Source organism: Neobacillus novalis NBRC 102450 (assembly GCF_001591805.1).
Lineage (GTDB): Bacteria > Bacillota > Bacilli > Bacillales > Cytobacillaceae > Neobacillus > Neobacillus novalis.
The window spans coordinates 41,161-61,127 of the sequence record NZ_BCVP01000002.1 but is presented as its reverse complement, the minus strand read 5'-3'; the positions used below and the strand labels follow the sequence as shown (position 1 = coordinate 61,127).

The window sequence follows — 19,967 nt, the reverse complement described above, 5'->3', positions numbered from 1 at the left end:
CTTAAGTGTTTGCAGGAGAAATCCCTGAAAAGCATAGGGAGGATTAAAGATGTTTTTAAAACGGTTGGACATTATTGGCTTTAAATCTTTTGCTGACCGCATTAGTGTTGATTTTGTCCCTGGAGTAACAGCTGTAGTGGGCCCGAATGGCAGCGGCAAAAGTAATATCACCGACGCAATCCGCTGGGTTTTGGGGGAACAGTCGGCTAAATCGTTAAGAGGCAGTAAAATGGAAGATATTATTTTTGCTGGCAGTGATTCAAGAAAAGCCCTCAATATTGCTGAAGTGACACTCACATTGGACAATCAAGACCAAGGATTAGCGATTGATTACAATGAAGTAAGTGTGACAAGGAGGGTGTCACGCTCGGGTGAAAGTGAATTTTCTATCAATAAACAGGCTTGCAGGCTAAAGGATATCATTGATTTATTTATGGATTCCGGGCTAGGCAGGGAAGCGTTTTCGATTATCAGCCAGGGAAAAGTAGAAGAAATTTTAAATAGTAAAGCAGAAGACCGCAGGACGATTTTTGAAGAAGCGGCAGGGGTGCTAAAATATAAAAATCGTAAGAAAAAAGCGGAGATTAAATTGTTTGAAACGCAGGACAATTTAAACCGAGTCAATGATATTTTACATGAGCTTGAGAGCCAAGTTGAGCCTTTGCAAATTCAAGCGTCAATGGCCAAAGATTTTTTAGAGAAAAAAGCGGCACTTGAAAAAATTGAGGTTGCCCTAACCGTTTATGAAGTAGAAGACCTCCATAAGAAATGGGAAAACCTCTCCAATCAACTCGAAGAACATCAGCAAGAGGAACTGAAGATGTCCACACTTCTTCAAGTAAAAGAAGCGAAAATAGTCGAAACACGAGACCAAATAGCGGCTATAGATGAGTCAGTTACTGATTTGCAAAATGTTCTTCTGTATGCAAGTGAGGAACTTGAAAAGCTAGAAGGCCGTAAAGAGGTTTTAAAGGAAAGAAAGAAAAATGCAGCCCAAAATAAAGAGCAGCTAAAAACGAATATTTCCGAACTAACCGAGCGAATCAGCCAGCTTAAGAATACACAGGAAACACATGCTGAGTCAGTTAAGGTACTTGATGGACAAGTTAAATTATTACAAACAAGCCTAAAAGAGAAGCGAGAAAAACTACTATTATTTTCTGAAAATATCGATGAAAAAATCGAAAGCTTAAAAAGTGAATACATTGAACTGTTAAATGATCAAGCTGGCGCCAAAAATGAAGTAAAATACATTGAACAACAGCTTGAGCACCAGGAGAGAAAAAATGCTCGACTTGATGCAGAAAATGAAAAATACCTTCAGGAACGACAAATCGCGCAAACGAAAAAGTTTGAAATTCAATCGAAATTAGAAGCCATTCAAGAAAAATTAGCGAATCAGGTTGGCACCTTTCGTGACCAGCAGCGGAAGCTTGAAACGATAAAAGGTAATTATCAAAAACAAGAAAAGACGTTGTATCAAGCCTATCAGCTCCTTCAGCAGGCTAAATCTCGAAAAGAAATGCTTGAAGAGTTGGAAGAAGACTATTCAGGTTTTTTCCAAGGTGTTAAAGAAGTTCTAAAAGCACGCGGAAATAAGCTGAAAGGAATCGAAGGGGCTGTTGCTGAGCTTGTAACGGTTCCTAAAAAGTATGAAACCGCACTTGAAACGGCCCTTGGGGGTGCCCTGCAGCATATCGTCGTTGATACTGAACAAAATGCACGATCAGCCATCCAATTCTTAAAACAGAATTCATTTGGCCGGGCCACTTTTTTACCGCTTAATGTCATGAAAGGAAGACCATTATCGCCGGCACAGCTGTCTTCCATTCAAAACCATCCAGCGTTAATTGGACCGGCGGTAAGTCTTGTGAAATTTGACGAGAAGTATACCGAGGTTATTAATAACCTTCTGGGCAATGTCGTCATAACGAATGATCTGAAGGGTGCCAATGAATTGGCGAAAATCCTCCAATACCGCGTTCGTTTGGTAACACTTGACGGTGATATCGTTAATCCCGGCGGTTCGATGACAGGCGGTGCAGTAAAACAAAAAACCTCTTCTTTATTATCACGAAAAGGGGAGCTTGAGGATTTAAAAGCTAAGCTGGTCATAATGGAGGAAAAAACAGCCGGCTTAGAGCTGGTTGTTAAAACCCTGAAACAGGATGTTCAACATGCGGAAGCACATCTTGAAGAAATTCGTATGAATGGTGAAGAGCTTAGGTTAAACGAACAGTCAATTAAGGGTGACCTTCGCGAAGCGGATCTTGGAGAAAAGAATATCAATGACCGTTTAGCTATTTATGATTTAGAAAAAGGGCAATTGGGTGATGAACAGGCAGCGCTATTGAAAAGAAAAACGGAATTAACGATTGCCCTGGAGACCTATACGGGAACTATTGCACAACTTGATGGTCATATCATAAAACTCACGGAACAAAAGACAAATGACATGACATCGAAAGAAACGCTGACGAATGAAATAAATGACCTCAAAGTCGAATTTGCTTCCAAAAATGAGCAATTTCTTCATGCGAAGGAGCGCTTTACGCTCATTAAAAATGATTTATCTGAAAGTGAACAAAAACTGGCTGTTTTCAGCGAGGATCTTAGCCTGTTAACATCGGAAATGACAAACAGCTCTTCTGGAGAAGAACAGCTAGAAAGAGCTGCAATAACGAAGCAGCAGGATAAAGAAGCGACCTTGCAGTTAATTACAGCGAGAAGACAGGAACGTTTACAGCTTCAGGGAGCGCTTGAAGATATTGAATTAGAGACAAAAGAATTAAAGAGACTCCATAAAGGGATGATTGTCGTTTTAAAGGATGAGGAAGTGAAAATCAATCGCTTGGATGTGGAGTTAGAAAATCGACTTGCTCATTTACGAGAAGAATACCTGTTATCGTTTGAAGGGGCAAAAGAGCAATATCCATTAACCATTCCCCCTGAAGAGGCGAAGAAAAAAGTCAAGCTGATCAAGCTAGCCATTGATGAGCTCGGGTCTGTCAATCTCGGGGCAATTGAAGAATATGATCGTGTCTCTGAGCGCTATCAGTTCCTAAATGAACAAAAGACAGACCTTCAAGAAGCAAAAGACACCCTTTACCAAGTCATTGAAGAAATGGATATAGAAATGAAAAAGCGCTTTGAACAAACCTTTACCGGGATTCGCGAGCATTTCGAACCGACATTCCGGGCCCTTTTCGGCGGCGGGAGAGCAGATCTTGTTCTTACCGTACCAGAAGATTTATTAAATACGGGTGTGGAAATTGTTGCTCAGCCTCCGGGGAAAAAGCTCCAGAATCTTGGCCTATTATCGGGTGGAGAACGGGCCTTAACCGCTATTGCGCTATTATTTTCGATTTTAAAGGTCCGTCCTGTGCCGTTCTGTATTCTTGATGAGGTAGAAGCAGCCCTGGATGAAGCCAATGTCCACCGCTTCAGTCAATATTTAAAGCGCTATAGTGCAGAAACTCAGTTTATTGTGATTACCCACCGCAAAGGAACGATGGAGGAAGCAGATGTCCTTTATGGGGTAACCATGAAGGAGTCCGGCGTTTCAAAGCTTGTCTCTGTCCGTCTTGAGGATACAAAGGAACTTGTAGAAACATAAATGAAGGAAGTGAGAAAATGAGCTTTTTTAAAAAGTTAAAAGAAAAAATTACGAAATCGACCGATAGCGTAACAGAAAAGTTTAAAGAGGGTTTAACGAAAACAAGGGATAGCTTCTCCGGAAAGGTCAATGACCTTGTCGCAAGATACCGGAAAGTCGATGAGGATTTCTTTGAAGAATTAGAGGAAATCTTAATTCAGGCCGATGTCGGCTTTGACACGGTTATGCAGCTGATCGATGAACTTAAGAGGGAGGTCAAACGCCGCAACATTCAAGACCCGAAGGAAGTTCAAAGTGTTATTTCCGAGAAGCTTGTTGATATTTACAATGCTGGGGAGGAGCTATCCTCACAATTAAATATCCAGAAGGACGGGCTGACAGTAATATTATTTGTCGGGGTCAATGGTGTTGGAAAAACAACGACGATTGGCAAGCTTAGCTATAAGTTCAAGAGTGAAGGGAAAAAAGTATTGCTGGCAGCGGGTGATACCTTTCGTGCCGGCGCGATTGAACAGCTTGAAGTATGGGGTGAAAGGGTTGGCGTTGAGGTAATAAAACAGGCTGAAGGCTCTGACCCGGCAGCAGTAATGTACGATGCTATATCTGCGGCCAAATCCCGCCAAGCAGATATTTTGCTCTGTGACACAGCTGGCCGTTTGCAAAATAAAGTGAATTTAATGAAAGAACTTGAAAAGGTAAAGCGTGTGATTGAGAGGGAAATTCCGGGAGCCCCGCATGAAGTCATCCTGGTTCTTGATGCGACAACGGGGCAAAATGCGCTTATTCAGGCGAAAACCTTTAAGGAAGTAACTGATGTTACCGGGATTGTCCTCTCAAAATTGGACGGAACAGCGAAGGGCGGGATCGTTCTGGCGATTCGCAACGAATTGAAAATTCCGGTGAAATTTGTCGGCTTGGGTGAAAAGATGGATGATCTTCAAGAATTTGATGCAGAACGATATGTCTATGGATTATTCGCCGATCAGATTGAAAAAACAGAATAATATAATGAGCATTGATGAAAACAGCAGCTTAAACCTGCTGTTTTTTTTTTTTTTTGCGTAAAATTCTAATTGCATTTTCTTGGTAAAGGTGTAAAAATACACTAAAGGATATTTTTGTGGATGTGATGAAAAAATAAAATTTTTATTAAAATTGTAGTGTGGTAGAGAGAATTATTCGTCTATTTATTAGACAGGCTTTTAGAGGGGGAATTGTTTTGCTAAAGAAAGCGCTATTATTTATTTTGTTGTTTTGTCTTTTTTTTGTCAGCCAGGGAGTCGAGCCAACAAAGGCTGAAAGTAATTTTATCAGAATAGCAGTTAAGGAAGGCTTTGACGGAAAGGTAAAAAGCGGGCGCGGCTTTCCTGTTCAAGTGACAGTTGAAAACAGCGGTGCTGATTTTAACGGCGATATCCTTTTCAACTTTGCTACTAACTATAATTCTAGTGGAGCTAAACTATTATCTATCGATGTGCCGAAGGGGAGTAAAAAAACGTACTCGCTTTCAATCCCAGCCCTTTCAGAAGACTATTCCCAAAATAGTCAGCTAAAACAATCGATTTTCTTATATAAAGGCAGCTGGAAGGATGATCACGAACAAGACTTTATTGGCGATAAAATTTTGAAGCCTAAATATATCGACCTTGACAAAAGAACAATGGGCTTTTTTAGTGAGGATTCCGATCGACTAAAAGAACTAAAGGTTATGGCCTTAACTAATCAAATTGAGCCGATTGTTCTCACTTCGGAGATGGTTCCTGAAGATGAACTTGGCCTAGATTCACTGGATTACATACTGATTGATGAGTTTGCAATTTCCAAGTTAAAGAAGCCTCAGCAGCAAGCAATCCTGAACTGGATTCAAAACGGCGGGAAATTAATTGCTGGCGCGGAACCAAATGCAGCTGGTTCCTATGGAAGCCTATATCAGGTGCTGCCGATGAAACCAGATAAAGAGGCAGCGGCCGATACGAAGTTCTTCCAGGTAACCCCGGCGTTACCTGCTTTTCAACAAATCCCTGTTTTTATTGGACAAGTCGAAAAGGGAGCTGATATTGCTGTAAAAAGCGGTGATTTACCGATGGTCATTCATAAAGGCTATGGTGCAGGTGAAATTTGGCAAACGGCATTTTCGCTCGGTGATGAACCGCTTTCTTCTTCGAAGGAATATGGACAATGGTTTGCCACCAGCCCCATGCTTAGTAACACGTCCAAGTCTCAATTACAAAATGGCGGTCAAAACCCATTTGACATGTTATTTAATGAATTCGCAGAGATCAATGAATATTTCTCGTCCACGCAGTTTTCTGTGGGGCAGATTAGTCTGTTTCTGTTCATTTATCTCCTGCTGCTTGCTCCGTTTCTCTATTTCTTGTTAAAAAGGCTGGATAAACGCGAGTATGCCTGGTGGATTATTATTGGTGCTGCTGTCCTATCATCCGTTGGCATCTTTGCCATCGGGGCAAAGGACAGGATTGCGAAACCGCAAATGAACCAAACGGGAATTTATAAAGCAGAAAATGACCAGTTAACTGGTCTTGAGGCTGTTACCTTCCTGTCTAACACTGGCGGTGATTATGAAGTAGGATTTTCGAAAGGGAAATTCTATGGTGTACCCGGTTCAACTGCGATGGCTGTAAGTGATGGGAAACGTTATGCCGTTCTCGAGAATGGCCGGAAAACCAGCAGTGTTACCTTTCCGAATGTAGAATATTGGGCAACTAGAACCTATTTTGGGCATGCATCAAAGCAAAGTGCGGGTCAATTTGATATCAAGCTAACCTATGAAAATAAAAAGTTAACTGGAACAATCATTAATCAATTTCCATACGATTTTGAAGAAGTATTTATTTGGTCAGGCAGCAACAAGTTTAAACTCGGAGCGCTGAAGCGTGGAGAAAGTTTAACGGTAAACGAAACATTCCAGCAGGATTATCTGGCTGGACCATACAGTACCGGTAATTCCTACCAGGTTCCAAGTTCCCAGCAGGAAGTGGACAAATTTAAAAGGGAAAGAATGGAGTATGGTGCGATTGAATATCTGTACAACAATTCCCAATCGGAAAATCAACCAATTCTATATGGTTACACAAAGGACTCAGTTATTGAAGCAGATATTAAAGGAAAAAACGAATCGAAAAAAGGATTAAGCTTAATCTATCAAACAATAGCGTTAGACACGAAGTTTTCCGGTCCATTTACAATCAAGGATGACATGCTAAGGACCCATATTAATACAATCCATGGCGGATTCTTTAATGATAGTTCGGAAAATCGCCGTGAAATGGAGCTTGATGAGGGTGAATATGATTATGTCATGGAACTCCCCAACCAATTGCCAAAAATGAGACATGAGTTCAAAGATTTAGAGATTACGTGGCAAGGTGCAAATATCACCTGCTCACTGCTAAATCATTCGAACGGCACATTCTTGCCGTTAACTAATTCGCATACAACCATCAAGGAACATCTTGATGAGTTTATTTCAAAGGATGGAGTTATCACCATAAAATTAATAAAAACAGGACAAGGTGACCCTCATGTTAGGATGCCTGCGCTTTCAATAAAGGGGGAAATCAGCCAATGATTGAAATCATCGATTTAACCAAAAAATACGGAAAATTTACCGCCCTTGATTCATTAAATCTAACAATAGAAAAGGGTACTGTTTTTGGCTTTGTTGGACAAAATGGTGCCGGCAAATCTACTACCTTTTCGATTTTAGCGACATTGTTATCTCCTACTTCGGGAACGGCGTATATTAATGGCCATAATATTTCTAAGGAACCAAAAGCTGTCCGCAGCCAAATAGGCTATATGCCCGATTTCTTTGGTGTCTATGACCAGTTAAAGACTGTCGAATATTTGGATTTCTATGGAGCAAGCTATGGGATCAGCCAGAGTGAGCGAAGCAAATTGATTCCACAGCTTCTTGAATTAGTAAATTTAACGCAAAAACAAGATTCATATGTCGATGTGCTGTCAAGGGGGATGAAGCAGCGGCTCTGCCTTGCAAGGTCCTTGATCCATGACCCGGAGGTACTGATTCTCGATGAGCCTGCTTCCGGTCTTGACCCGAGAGCACGGGTGGAAATGAGAGAAATCTTAAAAGAATTAAAGAATATGGGGAAAACGATTTTAATCTCTTCACATATTCTTCCTGAACTTGCGGAAATGTGTGATACCATCGGAATTATTGATCAAGGGCGATTAGTAGCGGAAGGGTCAGTTAATGAAATCCAGCAGCGTCTTCGGGGAGAAAAGCTAATCATTGCCAAGCTGTACCGAGAATTGGAACTAGCGGTAAATTTTTTCGAGGACCAGCCGCTTGTAAGCCAATTGGCGAAACGGGATGATGGGGAATCGCTTCAATTTATGTTTAATGGCAGTGTGGAAGAACAAATACAATTGTTAAAAAATGCTCTTTTGCATGATATCCCGATTGTCAGCTTTTCGGAAATTGAAACAAATCTCGAAGATGTCTTTATGGAAATAACGAAAGGGGTGGAACTTTCATGAGAAATCTTCTTCTTAATCCCGTTTTAAATAAGGAATTTAAGTTAAGGTTCCGCTCATTTAAAGGCTTTCTCGGTCTAGCTTTTTATTTACTGGCCCTTTCCATCTTGATTATTGGCTTTATTTATTTAGAAACCAAAAACTCACCGATGGGGCTGTTTCGACCAGATCAAAGCAGAAGTATGTTTATGATGCTGTCGTTTATTCAAATGGGGTTAATTCTGTTTATTACCCCGGGGTTAACGGCAGGAGTCATTAGTGGTGAACGGGAAAAGCAAACATTAAATATTTTATTAACAACGAATCAGAGCTCGACGAGCATTATTTTAGGCAAATTGATTTCGTCTGTTTCGTTTTTATTACTGATGATAGTGGCGAGTATGCCTATTTACAGTATTGTCTTCCTGTTTGGAGGAATTTCTCCCGGACAGGTAGTCACCATTCTAGGATATTACATCTTTACGATTCTTGCATTTGGAAGTATTGGCATCTTCTTCTCGACACTTATCCGAAGAACCATCATTGCGATGATTAGTACGTACGGGGTAACCCTTTTCCTAACAGCGGGTTCAGCCTTTCTATATGCGATATCAATGTCGGTCAGTCAAATGGGGATGGCCGCGAATAATCCCGTTCCCTATTTCTTTGCGATGCTTAACCCAATGATAATTCTCCTCGGTTTTCTTGAACCGAATGCATTCAGGGAATTATCCAGTCAATCTGGGGGAGGAATCGATTTTCCATTATCGGCAGCCTATTTGATTTCCTATACGATTATTTTTCTCATTATGATAATGATCAGTATCCGGAAGCTGCGTCCAAATATGAAAGTAAAGTCGAAAGGATAGGGATGGGTTAAATGGAGGATAAAAGCCAGTTTTATCAGTTGCTGAAGCCTGTTCGCAGGCAGCTTCTAATCAAAAGGACGATGGTGGAATTCCACTATTGGATTCTAGCTGCCTCTATCTTCTCAGCGCTTCTCCTATTGGCAGCTCGGGTTATGGTCATTCCTTTCTACCATGAAATGCTTTGGAGTGGCAGCTTCCTCCTTCTACCGATATTTGTTTTTCGAATTTGGCAGAATCGGCCGGGGTGGAGGGAAGCGGCACAGCTATTTAACGCTTATATTCCTGAAGACCGCGTCATAACAGCCCTCTCGTTTTTAGATGAAGAGGGAATGCTCCAGAAATTGCAGCTTGCTGATGCACTTACCTTGATGAAAAAGGAACAGCACCGTGTTTTGGCACGGAAAAAAGGCTATTTTTTACCAAAGTGGCTATTGATAGCAGCGGTTTTTGTCTGCATTTCTGCACTCCTCAATTTTTTGCCCAATCAAAATCTGCAATTAGCGGCAAAAAAAGAAACGGAAATGGCGATCATGAAGAAGGTCGAAAAGAAGCTGGAAGAAAAGGCAAAAAAGGAACAAAACATGGAAGCGAAAAAAGCGCTGGAAAAAGCACAGGAACTAATGACAAAAACCTCCAACCCTAAAGAAGCATTAGCAGCGTTAGCTAAACAAAAAAAAGAGCTGGAACTAAAGGCCTTGAAGGAACAGGAAAAACAAGAAAACTTCCAAGCATGGCAGCAGGAATTAAAAAAGGCTGATTTAAATAAATTGGCTGCAGCCCTGGAAGCGAAGGATAGTAAAAACATCCAAAAAGAACTGGAGCAGTTAAATAAAAAATATGATTCATTAACTGAAAGTCAAAAGAGGGCACTCAGCAGGATGAGTGGTTCAGATAAACAGCTTTCGGAACAAGAATTAGCAGATCTCACGAAGAAGATTTCCGAAGCACTAAACTCAGAAAATAAACTGACGGAACTTGCTGAAGCAAAAGCTGCACTTGGTGAGGCGGCTAATAGTCTGAAAAGCGAAATGCTAGCTAACGGAATTCAGTCCGAACAACTCGCCGTTAGTCCATCCAGTCAGCCTGAGGGAGGAAAGTCAAACGGCCAAAACAACAAAAATGACAATCCCTTAAGTGCTTCAAATGGAAGCGGCAAGGGACATCAGCCCTCAGGAAATGGATCACCAGGAAATGGTTCACAAGGGAATGGAAATGGCTCTGGAAACGGAAATGGGTCAGGTACTGGCCAAGGCTCAGGAAATGGAGCGGGAGCTGGTACCGGCAATGGCGGTGGCAGTGGTGCCGGGTTGGGACCGGGTTCTCGGCAACTACTAACAATTCCAGAGAAAACAGCCGGTAAAAACAATCTTGAAACCGATTCCGGAATGATTGGAAAGGGCAGCCCGACAGAACAGTTTGCAGGCAATGGACCAATATTAAAAGGACAGCTTCGGTCCTATCAGGAAGTATATGGGAATTATGCAGATGCCTATCGAAAAAGTACCGATCGGGTAAAACTCCCTGCTGATTTAGAAGAAATCGTCAAAAACTATTTTTTATTGCTTGATCCCAATAAGGAGTGACTCAAATGACTCAATTAAAAGAGAAAGAAACTCAATTTATCACGGCAGCCGAACAGCTTAAGTCGGTAAAACAAGAGCTGATGAATTTTATCGTCGGTCAAGAGGAAGTGATTGACCAGGTACTGTGGAGCATTTTCTCTGGAGGACATACGTTATTGGAGGGGCTGCCGGGGCTTGGAAAAACAATGCTTGTCCGGTCGATTGCGTCATGCCTGGATTTATCGTTTAATCGAATCCAATTCACCCCTGATTTAATGCCATCCGATATTACCGGGACGATAATTCTGCAGCCCGGAACAGACGGCAGGCAGGAGTTTGCCTTTCATGAAGGGCCATTGTTTGGCCATATCATTTTAGCTGATGAAATAAACCGGGCCACTCCAAAGACACAAAGCTCTCTATTAGAGGCAATGGCCGAGCAAACGGTAACCGTTATGGGCAGCACAAAACAGCTTTCCATGCCCTTCTTTGTGCTGGCAACACAGAACCCGATAGATATGGAAGGCACCTATCCGCTCCCAGAGGCACAAATGGACCGGTTTATTTGTAAAGTTCATGTCGACTATCCGACCAAAGCAGAACTAAAAGAGATTGCCTTAAGAACGACAGGTATCAAGGTTCCTCAATTAAATAAAATTTTAGGCTCATCAGACGTTTTAGCCTTGCAGCAGCTCTCGAAGGAAATTTTAGTCTCTGATGATTTACTAAATGCAGCCGTATCGATGATTGATGCTACCCACCCGGCTTCAGCGGATGCACCGGAAAGGATAAAACAATATGTTCAATTTGGGAGCGGCCCCCGGGGATTACAAAGTCTTATCCAAATGGCAAAAACGAGAGCACTATTTGCCGGCAGATACCATATTTCAATCGGCGATTTAAAGAGGACGGCCATCCCAGTCTTAAGGCACCGTCTTTTATTGAATTTTGAAGGTGAGGCAAACGGTGTGACTCCGGATGACTTGATTGCTGATGTATTGGAGCAGGCTGGAAAGGATGTTAGTCAGCGATGACAGCCCAAATGCATTCCATGCTTTCACGACTGCAAAAACGGAGATTGATGGCGAAAACCCGGAGGCGCGGCGCTCATAAAGGGGGGAGGACGGCGAATAAATTTGGTGCTTCCCTGGAATTTTCAGATTTTCGTCTTTATCAGCCCGGCGATGATGTCCGCCAGATAGACTGGAATATTTACGGCCGGACGCAAAAGCATTATATTAAAAGGTTTTTAGATGAACAAGAATTAGCAGTTACCGTTTTTTTGGACGCTTCGAGTTCGATGCAGGCGATTGCTTCAAAATGGAAAAGAGCAAAGGAGCTCGCTGCCGCCTTTAGTTATATTGCTCTGAGTGGTGAAGATCGCTTGTCGTTCATTCCGGTTTCGTCGGGGGTGTATGCAAAGGTAAACAGAAAAGGGTCTGTATATGGGAAAAATGTATTTTTTGAAATCCTCCAGTTATCAGAACAAGAGGATGCCGGGGCATTTACGGACAACTTTCATAAAAACAGCATGAAAAATAATCAGCTGGCGATTCTTATCACGGACGGTCTTGAGCCGCTTGCATCATTTGAAGCGCTTTTTCGATTTATTGCTGCCGCCAAACAAGAGGTGAAACTAATCCAACTATTGAGCAGGGAGGAACTCGACCCGAGTTATTCGGGGGATGTCAAATTAATTGATAGTGAGTCAAATGAAAGTGTGAATGTCACGATGAGTGATTCGATTCTCGTAAACTATCGAAAGCAAGTAACAGAGCATAATCGCAGGCTTGAAGCGTTATGCCGCCGATTTGGGTTCAGTTATTTATTAACGGCAGATGATGCTGACCTAAATGATTTTTTATTTCATGAGTGTTCTGCGAAAAGAATCCTTTATTAACCAGAGGTGATGATGATGTACTTTGCGAACGGATTATTTTTTATACTTGTCATTTTTATCGCCTTGGTTGTGTTATTATACTTTTTCCGTAAACAATACACCGCGGTCATCAACCCAGCTAATCTCCTTTGGCAGCAGGCTATGAATGAGTGGAATGCCTCGCCCTGGATTCAAAAGTTACAGCAAAATCTCTTGTTTTGGCTGCAAATCGCTGCTCTTACATTATTAATGTTGGCGTTGGCAAAACCGATATGGTTCTCGGAGGGGATAAAGGGCGAACAAATCATTTGGATTGTAGATACATCGGCAACGATGTCAGCGATAAAGGCGGACAAGCCGCTCATTGAACAATCTAAACAACAGATGAAGCAAATGACCGAGCGCTTAACTGGTCAGGAAGTAACCGTGATTAATGCCGGTGCAAAGCCGAAAATCCTATTGAGCCGGGAAACCGATACAGCCGTGATTCAACGGGAGATTGCGGGGCTTACTGTTACATACGAACATGAAAATATCGAAAAGGCCGTAAAGCTTGCAGAATCACTAGTACATAATAAAGATACGGTGATTCATTTGTTTTCTGATTCTGTAAAAAAGGCAGACCTGAAATCAGACCTTTCTAATATCCCCTATGAGATTCACAATGCTGCCGGCATACAAGATAACGTCGCCATCCTTTCCTTTGGGGTTGCGGCTAAAGAAAAGCGAATTTCCGGACTGGCCGTTTTGGAAAACCAAGGGAAGAAATCGAAAACATTTCCCTTTGTGATTACCAGTGAGGATTCGGTTGTTTTCCAACAAGAAGTAACGATTCCAGCCGGTCAACAAGTGGTGATAAATATTCCCGATTTGCCGGAGCACCGCTTTTATCAAGCGTCGATAAAAGCCGGGGACCATTACGCGGCCGATAATGAATTAACAGCTGTTTACTCAGACTTGAATCCAACCATCGATGCACTTGGTGACGTGAATCCCTTTTTTATTAAGGGGCTGGAAACCTTGGGCATCAAAACAGTCCAGCTTGATGCAAAAAACTCTCTAGGATCAACGGAAAGTGGAATCATTCTTGCAGAAGGGCTGCAGTTTAGTGAATTGCCGAAAATGCCGGTTATTTACATTAACAAATCCAAAAATCAGGATGAACTTATTGAATTAAAGGAACCAATCATGAGCAAGGACTCGCCGCTCACCGAATATGTTGATATCGGCAAAACTTACATAAAATACGCGTCAAACCCGATAAAGGGAAATTGGGAAAACATTGTAACCAGCGGCGAACACCCGCTGATTCAAACAGGAACAATCAATGGACAGCCGGTTATCCTGATGAATTTTTCGCTTGAGAATACCGATTGGCCACTGCACCCGGGTTTTCCGATTTTTCTCTTTAATAGCTATCAGTGGCTGTCAAAGCAAACTGGCTTTCTTGGCTATTTTCAGCCTGGTGAGGAAAAGTGGATTCAGCTTGATAGTAAAAAGTCCGTTTTGGAAATCTATAATTCAGCTGGAAAAAGCTTATCTTCACTCCAGTTAAATACGGAGAATTTTAAAGCTCCCTATAAACCGGGAATCTACCAAGCTGTAGCTGATGAGCAGGTGTATTATTTCTCAGCTCTGCTTGATGATCGCGAAAAAAAACCGGAGACAGCCCCGTCGTTTAAATTGAATCATTTAACCGCAAATGATACTGAACTGGCATTGAAGCCAAATGGATCAATATGGTTTTGGCTGACGCTCATCGTGCTAGTGCTGCTTATGGTGGAATGGGAGGTTTATCGAAAATGGCTATAGAGCTTAAATATCCCATCTTTCTTATATTAATAATACCGGCTTCTTTCCTGATTTATCGATACTTTAAACATATAAACGCTTCAAATAGTCCGGATAAAGTGGTGATTGGCTGTCTAAGAGCGGTTCTATTTTTCTTGATTATTTTTGCGCTGACGATTCCGCAAATTTTGCTGCCCATCAAAGAGGAAATGATTATTTTTCTTGTCGATCGCTCTGCAAGTTTTGAAGATGCAGAAACTGGGATAATCGAGTGGCTTGACGAAAGCAGCCAATCAAAGAAAGCGAATCAATCATTTGCGATAGCGTCGTTTGCTGATGGTGCGCTTGTCGAACAATCACTATCAAACAAAAAAACAGTGTTAGATCAATTTAATGGGAAAGTGAACAATGGCGAAACAAATCTCGAAGAGGGAATTGGCTTTGCTGCTTCGCTGCTGAAACCGGGGCAAAGCGGCCGGATTGTCCTCTTATCTGATGGAAATGAAACGGCCGGTACTAGTAAAGAGGCTGCCAAACTGTTAAAAAATCAGAAGCTTGAGTTAGATTATGTCCGATTCAAGCAAAAGTTTCGTGAGGATATGGCCATCACGAGGCTGGATGTTCCTCCCACTCTCTATGAGGGAGAAAAGGCAAATTTAGTGGTTTCGATTGCAAGTAACGTCGAAAAGACAGCTGATATAAGAATCTCCTTAAACAACAAAGATATTCTCCATGAGAAGATTACCGTAAAAGAGGGGCAAAATGAGTTTTCCTTTTCAGATAATGCCTTCGTGCCAGGAATGTCGATTTATAAGGCTGAGATTGCCGCAGAAAAGGATACCTTTAGCGAAAATAATACCCTTTATGCGGTCACAAATGTCAAAGGAACACCAAGGGTACTCGTCGTTCAAGGAAATCAAGACGACCCATTAGCACAAATTTTACAAGCCTCAGGGTTAATCACCGATAAGCTTATTCCCGAGAAGCTTCCTACTACCTTAGCGGGATTTTTGCAATACCAATCGATTATTTTTAATAATGTTCCGGGAACGAAGGTCAGCGAACAGCAAATGAATTTGATTGAAAAAGCAGTCAAAGAATTTGGCACCGGCTTTGTGATGCTCGGCGGAGAGGACAGCTTTGGCCTCGGCGGTTATTTTAAAACACCGATTGAAAAACTATTACCAGTTGACATGGACATTAAAGGAAAAAAAGAGATGCCCTCACTTGGATTGGTGATTGTCATTGACCGATCCGGAAGTATGAGCGGCAATAAATTGACATTAGCAAAGGAAGCGGCCGCACGATCGGTAGAATTATTGCGCGAAAAAGATACGCTTGGTTTTATTGCCTTTGACGACCGCCCATGGGTGATTGTTGAAACCGCACCGCTTGAAAACAAGAAAAAGGTAATAGAAAAAATCCGCTCTGTTTCAGTAGGTGGCGGGACGAACATTTACCCCTCACTTGAAAAGGCTTATCAAGAGTTAAAGGATTTGAAGCTGCAAAGAAAACACATTATTTTGTTAACGGACGGACAGTCAGCCACTGGCGGTGATTATCAAACGCTTATTTCAGAGGGTAAAAAAAATAATATCACGTTGTCAACGGTTGCTTTAGGATCGGATGCCGATCGAAACCTGTTAGAAGATCTTGCCGGTCAGGGGAGTGGACGATTTTACGATGTAACCGATGCATCCGTTATTCCGAGCATTCTTTCAAGGGAAACGGTTATGACCACAAGAACGTATATTGAAGACCATCCTTTTTATCCTGTTGTGCAGCCCTATCCAGATTGGAGAGCCATTTTTGAACAGGGAATTCCAAAAATGAATGCCTATATTGCGGTAACAGCGAAAAATATGGCGCAGGTGCCGCTAATAAGTGAAAAAAAGGATCCGGTTCTTGCCGAGTGGCATTATGGCTTAGGAACGACCTTAGCGTTTACGTCTGATATGACGGGAAAATGGTCTGGTGACTGGGCTAAATGGGCTAACTGGCCGCAATTTTTGAATACGCTGGTGGTCAAGTCGCTGCCGCAATATGACAGCGAGCCGTTCCGTTTTACAATCGAAAAAGAAAATGGCAATACGGTGGTCCAATTAAAGGCAGCGGATGGGCAATTTCTTCCACTTGATGTATCGGTGGTTTCACAAAATGGTACGGTCATCGACACCAATTCTAAGCCGACAGCTCCAGGTGAATTTGAAGTGAGTTTTCCTAATAAGCCCGGTATGTATTTTTTACGGGTGAAACAAACGACCGAGGAGGGGCAGGATAAATTGTTTCAAACTGGCTTTTCGGTTCCCTATTCGGATGAATATTTGTTAAAAGCGACCAATAGTGAGTTATTAAAAGAACTGGCCGCACTTACTGGCGGAAAAGAACTGCAGACGGCAAAAGAAGCGTTTCGACCGTTACAACAAAAGCCAAAACGCAAAGATCCAATTAGTGAACAGCTCTTACTAGCTGCCTTCCTACTTCTAGTGTTCGAGATTCTAATCAGGAGACTAGGCTTCCAGCCATTTCTATCCTTGCTGCACCTGCAGAAGAAAACCTCGAAAAAAGGTGAACAGGGAGGCACAGAAGTACTAATGCAGCTTTCAAGGGCTAAAGCAAAAGTGAAGGCGGGGGTAGAAAGCAAACGAGAATTTACAGAATCTAAGCAAGAAATAACGAAGGAAAAGCCGCAGAAACCGGAACTGCAAACATCAGCGAAGAAGCAGAACAACGTACCCGTTGTGTCCACTGAAGAAAAGGAAGAACGAATGAAACGTTTGCTTGAAGCAAAGAAAAGAAAGAAGTAAAATTGGAAAAGGAGTTAGGGGCTTGGTCGTTTGGAATATGTAAAGATATTTTCTTGACAGAAATAATATGACTGTGTAAACTACTCTTGTAAAGGCTTTTCACTTAACATTGGTATTGGAGGGAACCCATGCATGATGCTTGAAAAGACAACACGAATAAACTATCTTTATGATTTTTACTATTCGTTGTTAACACCAAAGCAGCAAAGCTACATGTCTCTCTATTATTTAGATGATTACTCTCTTGGAGAAATTGCCGAAGAGTATGACGTAAGCCGTCAGGCCGTGTATGATAATATTAAACGGACGGAAGCAATGCTCGAGGAGTATGAGGAAAAGCTGCAATTATTCCAAAAATTTCAAGAGCGCGCAAAACTAATCACGCACGTAAGAGAATTGCTTAATGAGGAGAACCCTTCAAAGCAGGCAATGTTAGAAACTGTTGCCGAGCTTGAGAAATTAGATTAGGAGGCGGCATGAATGGCATTTGAAGGATTAGCCGACCGACTGCAAAATACCATCCAAAAAATCCGTGGAAAAGGAAAGGTCTCAGAAGCGGATGTTAAAGAAATGATGCGCGAAGTCCGCCTTGCACTGCTCGAAGCAGACGTAAACTTCAAAGTTGTCAAAGACTTTGTAAAAAAAGTCAGCGAACGTGCAGTAGGGGTGGAAGTACTAAAGAGCTTATCTCCAGGTCAGCAAATCATTAAAATTGTTAATGAGGAATTGACCGCTTTAATGGGAGGTGAGCAAAGCAAGATTGCAGCATCAAACCGACCGCCAACGGTCATCATGATGGTCGGGCTCCAGGGTGCTGGTAAAACAACGACAACAGGAAAGCTTTCGCTCCTGCTTCGAAAGAAGTATAATCGCAAACCATTGCTTGTTGCCGCGGACATTTACCGTCCGGCCGCAATCAAGCAGCTGCAAACTCTCGGCAAACAATTAGACATGCCGGTTTTTTCGCTCGGCGATCAAGTGAGCCCGGTTGAAATTGCCAAGCAGGCAATTGAGAAGGCGAAAGAGGAACATCATGATTATGTCCTGATTGACACCGCTGGCCGTCTGCATGTCGATGAAGCGTTAATGGGCGAGTTGAAGGACATTAAAGAATTAACCAAACCGGATGAAATCTTCCTTGTTGTTGATGCCATGACAGGGCAGGATGCTGTCAATGTGGCCCAAAGCTTTAATGAACAACTGGGTTTAACCGGCGTTGTTTTGACAAAGCTAGACGGTGATACTCGAGGCGGGGCCGCACTCTCCATCCGCGCCGTTACCCAAACGCCGATTAAATTTGTCGGTCTTGGCGAGAAAATGGACGCATTGGAACCGTTTCACCCGGAACGAATGGCCTCAAGAATTCTCGGCATGGGCGATGTGCTGACCCTGATTGAAAAGGCACAAGCAAATGTTGACGAACAAAAGGCGAAAGAGTTAGAGCAGAAAATGCGGACAGCAACATTTACACTGGAGGATTTTTTGGAACAGCTCGGCCAGGTTCGTAATCTTGGTCCGCTTGATGAATTATTAAAAATGATGCCTGGCGCAAACAAAATCAAAGGTTTAAATAATATGCAAATCGATGAGAAGCAAATTGCCCATGTAGAAGCCATCATTAGGTCGATGACCAAGGCAGAAAAAAACAACCCGGAAATCTTGAACTCCAAACGCAAAAACCGGATTGCCAAAGGCAGCGGCCGGACTGTCACAGAGGTGAACCGTTTGCTCAAGCAGTTTGAAGACATGAAAAAAATGATGAAGCAAATGACAGGTATGAATCCAAGAGGTCCAAAAGGGAAAAAAGGCGGGTTTAAATTTCCATTTAAACCATTCTAGCTTGTTTTATTTTTCGGAATTATTGGTAATAATGACTGTAAAGAAAAAACACTTTACAAACTAATAAAGAATTGATATTATACTATCTTGTGTGAAACTATTCGGAGGTGCTTATTTAAAATGGCAGTTAAAATTCGTTTAAAACGTATGGGAGCTAAAAAAACTCCTTTCTATCGTATCGTAGTAGCAGATTCTCGTTCTCCTCGTGACGGACGTTACATTGAAATCGTTGGAACTTACAACCCTGTAACGCAACCGGCTAAAGTAGAAATTAACGAAGAATTAGTTCTTAAATGGCTAAAAGACGGTGCAAAACCATCTGATACTGTTCGGAACCTGTTCTCAAACCAAGGCATCATGGAAAAATTCCATAATGCAAAATTAAGCAAGTAATCACAGGCGATTATGAAGGAACTAATCGAAACGATTGTTAAGCCTCTTGTTGATTTTCCGGAAGATGTGCATGTTTTTGTCACGGAAGACGATTCACGAATTACCTATCTGCTTTCTGTTAACAAGACAGACATGGGAAAAGTGATTGGCAAGCAGGGGCGTGTTGCAAAGGCCATTAGAACTGTTGTATATGCAACGGGATCATCACAACAAAAGAAAATTTTTCTAGAAATTGGTGAATAGCTTTTTGCATCTAGATAAAAGGGAGGAATAAAAATCCTCCCTTTTTTGCTATAAAAAATGCAAAAGGGGGCCCAATTATGCTACTAATCCAAACGGTTATCGTTAAGCAGCTATTAACAGAAAATAGCAAACAAGAGCTATTTAATGGTTACCATACCAAGAAGCTGCAGCTCCAGAAAGAGTGTGATCAGCTACAATTCGAATTGAAACGGTTAGAAAAGTCTAAAAACCTTTCACCGGGGACATTGAAAAAACAGTTTGAAAAAGAAATTCAAATGCGCAAAGAAAAAATAAAGCTTCTTGAGTTTCAAGCGGAACAATTACATATCCTACCGTTAGGCAGTGAAATTAAGGAAAAGGAAGTTCAGGCCCTTGTTGAATTAAACGTCGGTGACAAATGGGATGAACGGTTTGGGCAATCCGAAATTATCGTAAGTGACGGTATAATAGTTGAAATACGCTAGAGGTGTG

15 protein-coding genes are annotated in these 19,967 nt (G+C 42.0%); all 15 read left to right on the top strand.

Annotation, left to right across the window (positions count from 1 at the left end):
* Positions 1–49: 49 nt before the first annotated feature.
* Positions 50–3,616 (top strand): chromosome segregation protein SMC, encoded by a 3,567-nt coding sequence (smc, locus tag BANVL01_RS00800; protein ID WP_066085281.1) that lies wholly within the window; start codon positions 50–52, stop codon positions 3,614–3,616.
* 17 nt (positions 3,617–3,633) lie between these two features.
* On the top strand, positions 3,634–4,620 hold the full coding sequence (ftsY, locus tag BANVL01_RS00795; RefSeq protein ID WP_066085283.1) for a signal recognition particle-docking protein FtsY: 987 nt from the start codon (positions 3,634–3,636) through the stop codon (positions 4,618–4,620).
* A gap of 215 nt (positions 4,621–4,835) precedes the next feature.
* Positions 4,836–7,205 (top strand): DUF8725 domain-containing protein, encoded by a 2,370-nt coding sequence (locus tag BANVL01_RS00790; RefSeq protein ID WP_066147664.1) that lies wholly within the window; start codon positions 4,836–4,838, stop codon positions 7,203–7,205.
* The gene (locus BANVL01_RS00785) at positions 7,202–8,137 is read left to right on the top strand and encodes an ABC transporter ATP-binding protein (protein ID WP_066085284.1); all 936 of its coding nucleotides are present in this window, start codon (positions 7,202–7,204) and stop codon (positions 8,135–8,137) included. The genes BANVL01_RS00790 and BANVL01_RS00785 overlap by 4 nt, the downstream gene beginning before the upstream one ends.
* The gene (locus BANVL01_RS00780) at positions 8,134–8,982 is read left to right on the top strand and encodes an ABC transporter permease (RefSeq protein ID WP_066085285.1); all 849 of its coding nucleotides are present in this window, start codon (positions 8,134–8,136) and stop codon (positions 8,980–8,982) included. Before BANVL01_RS00785 ends, BANVL01_RS00780 begins: the two co-directional genes overlap by 4 nt.
* 11 nt (positions 8,983–8,993) lie before the next feature.
* The gene (locus BANVL01_RS00775; protein WP_066147661.1) at positions 8,994–10,565 is read left to right on the top strand and encodes a DUF8809 domain-containing protein; all 1,572 of its coding nucleotides are present in this window, start codon (positions 8,994–8,996) and stop codon (positions 10,563–10,565) included.
* A gap of 5 nt (positions 10,566–10,570) precedes the next feature.
* The gene (locus BANVL01_RS00770) at positions 10,571–11,578 is read left to right on the top strand and encodes an AAA family ATPase (protein WP_066085287.1); all 1,008 of its coding nucleotides are present in this window, start codon (positions 10,571–10,573) and stop codon (positions 11,576–11,578) included.
* A complete protein-coding gene (locus BANVL01_RS00765; protein ID WP_156482170.1) occupies positions 11,575–12,444 on the top strand; it encodes a DUF58 domain-containing protein in 870 nt (289 codons plus the stop codon). Before BANVL01_RS00770 ends, BANVL01_RS00765 begins: the two co-directional genes overlap by 4 nt.
* Positions 12,445–12,459: 15 nt before the next feature.
* On the top strand, positions 12,460–14,235 hold the full coding sequence (locus tag BANVL01_RS00760) for a vWA domain-containing protein (RefSeq protein WP_066085289.1): 1,776 nt from the start codon (positions 12,460–12,462) through the stop codon (positions 14,233–14,235).
* The gene (locus tag BANVL01_RS00755; RefSeq protein WP_066085291.1) at positions 14,226–17,021 is read left to right on the top strand and encodes a VWA domain-containing protein; all 2,796 of its coding nucleotides are present in this window, start codon (positions 14,226–14,228) and stop codon (positions 17,019–17,021) included. Before BANVL01_RS00760 ends, BANVL01_RS00755 begins: the two co-directional genes overlap by 10 nt.
* Before the next feature lie 135 nt (positions 17,022–17,156).
* The gene (locus tag BANVL01_RS00750) at positions 17,157–17,489 is read left to right on the top strand and encodes a putative DNA-binding protein (protein WP_066096331.1); all 333 of its coding nucleotides are present in this window, start codon (positions 17,157–17,159) and stop codon (positions 17,487–17,489) included.
* A gap of 12 nt (positions 17,490–17,501) precedes the next feature.
* Positions 17,502–18,860, top strand: coding sequence for a signal recognition particle protein (ffh, locus tag BANVL01_RS00745; protein ID WP_066085294.1), 1,359 nt, complete (start codon positions 17,502–17,504; stop codon positions 18,858–18,860).
* 120 nt (positions 18,861–18,980) lie between these two features.
* The gene (gene rpsP, locus BANVL01_RS00740; protein WP_024030223.1) at positions 18,981–19,253 is read left to right on the top strand and encodes a 30S ribosomal protein S16; all 273 of its coding nucleotides are present in this window, start codon (positions 18,981–18,983) and stop codon (positions 19,251–19,253) included.
* A 12-nt stretch (positions 19,254–19,265) separates the two neighbouring features.
* Positions 19,266–19,496, top strand: a complete 231-nt coding sequence (locus BANVL01_RS00735; RefSeq protein WP_066085297.1) for a KH domain-containing protein — start codon at positions 19,266–19,268, stop codon at positions 19,494–19,496.
* A 77-nt stretch (positions 19,497–19,573) separates the two neighbouring features.
* On the top strand, positions 19,574–19,960 hold the full coding sequence (locus BANVL01_RS00730; RefSeq protein WP_066085299.1) for a YlqD family protein: 387 nt from the start codon (positions 19,574–19,576) through the stop codon (positions 19,958–19,960).
* The last annotated feature ends 7 nt before the right edge of the window (positions 19,961–19,967 follow it).

What these genes read in the sequence shown, in the direction of transcription:
- smc (WP_066085281.1), top strand. Translation starts at nt 50, where the DNA reads ATGTTTTTAAAACGGTTGGACATTATTGGCTTTAAATCTTTTGCTGAC.
- ftsY (WP_066085283.1), top strand. Translation starts at nt 3,634, where the DNA reads ATGAGCTTTTTTAAAAAGTTAAAAGAAAAAATTACGAAATCGACCGAT.
- BANVL01_RS00785 (WP_066085284.1), top strand. Translation starts at nt 7,202, where the DNA reads ATGATTGAAATCATCGATTTAACCAAAAAATACGGAAAATTTACCGCC.
- BANVL01_RS00780 (WP_066085285.1), top strand. Translation starts at nt 8,134, where the DNA reads ATGAGAAATCTTCTTCTTAATCCCGTTTTAAATAAGGAATTTAAGTTA.
- BANVL01_RS00775 (WP_066147661.1), top strand. Translation starts at nt 8,994, where the DNA reads ATGGAGGATAAAAGCCAGTTTTATCAGTTGCTGAAGCCTGTTCGCAGG.
- BANVL01_RS00770 (WP_066085287.1), top strand. Translation starts at nt 10,571, where the DNA reads ATGACTCAATTAAAAGAGAAAGAAACTCAATTTATCACGGCAGCCGAA.
- BANVL01_RS00765 (WP_156482170.1), top strand. Translation starts at nt 11,575, where the DNA reads ATGACAGCCCAAATGCATTCCATGCTTTCACGACTGCAAAAACGGAGA.
- BANVL01_RS00760 (WP_066085289.1), top strand. Translation starts at nt 12,460, where the DNA reads ATGTACTTTGCGAACGGATTATTTTTTATACTTGTCATTTTTATCGCC.
- BANVL01_RS00755 (WP_066085291.1), top strand. Translation starts at nt 14,226, where the DNA reads ATGGCTATAGAGCTTAAATATCCCATCTTTCTTATATTAATAATACCG.
- BANVL01_RS00750 (WP_066096331.1), top strand. Translation starts at nt 17,157, where the DNA reads ATGCTTGAAAAGACAACACGAATAAACTATCTTTATGATTTTTACTAT.
- ffh (WP_066085294.1), top strand. Translation starts at nt 17,502, where the DNA reads ATGGCATTTGAAGGATTAGCCGACCGACTGCAAAATACCATCCAAAAA.
- rpsP (WP_024030223.1), top strand. Translation starts at nt 18,981, where the DNA reads ATGGCAGTTAAAATTCGTTTAAAACGTATGGGAGCTAAAAAAACTCCT.
- BANVL01_RS00735 (WP_066085297.1), top strand. Translation starts at nt 19,266, where the DNA reads ATGAAGGAACTAATCGAAACGATTGTTAAGCCTCTTGTTGATTTTCCG.
- BANVL01_RS00730 (WP_066085299.1), top strand. Translation starts at nt 19,574, where the DNA reads ATGCTACTAATCCAAACGGTTATCGTTAAGCAGCTATTAACAGAAAAT.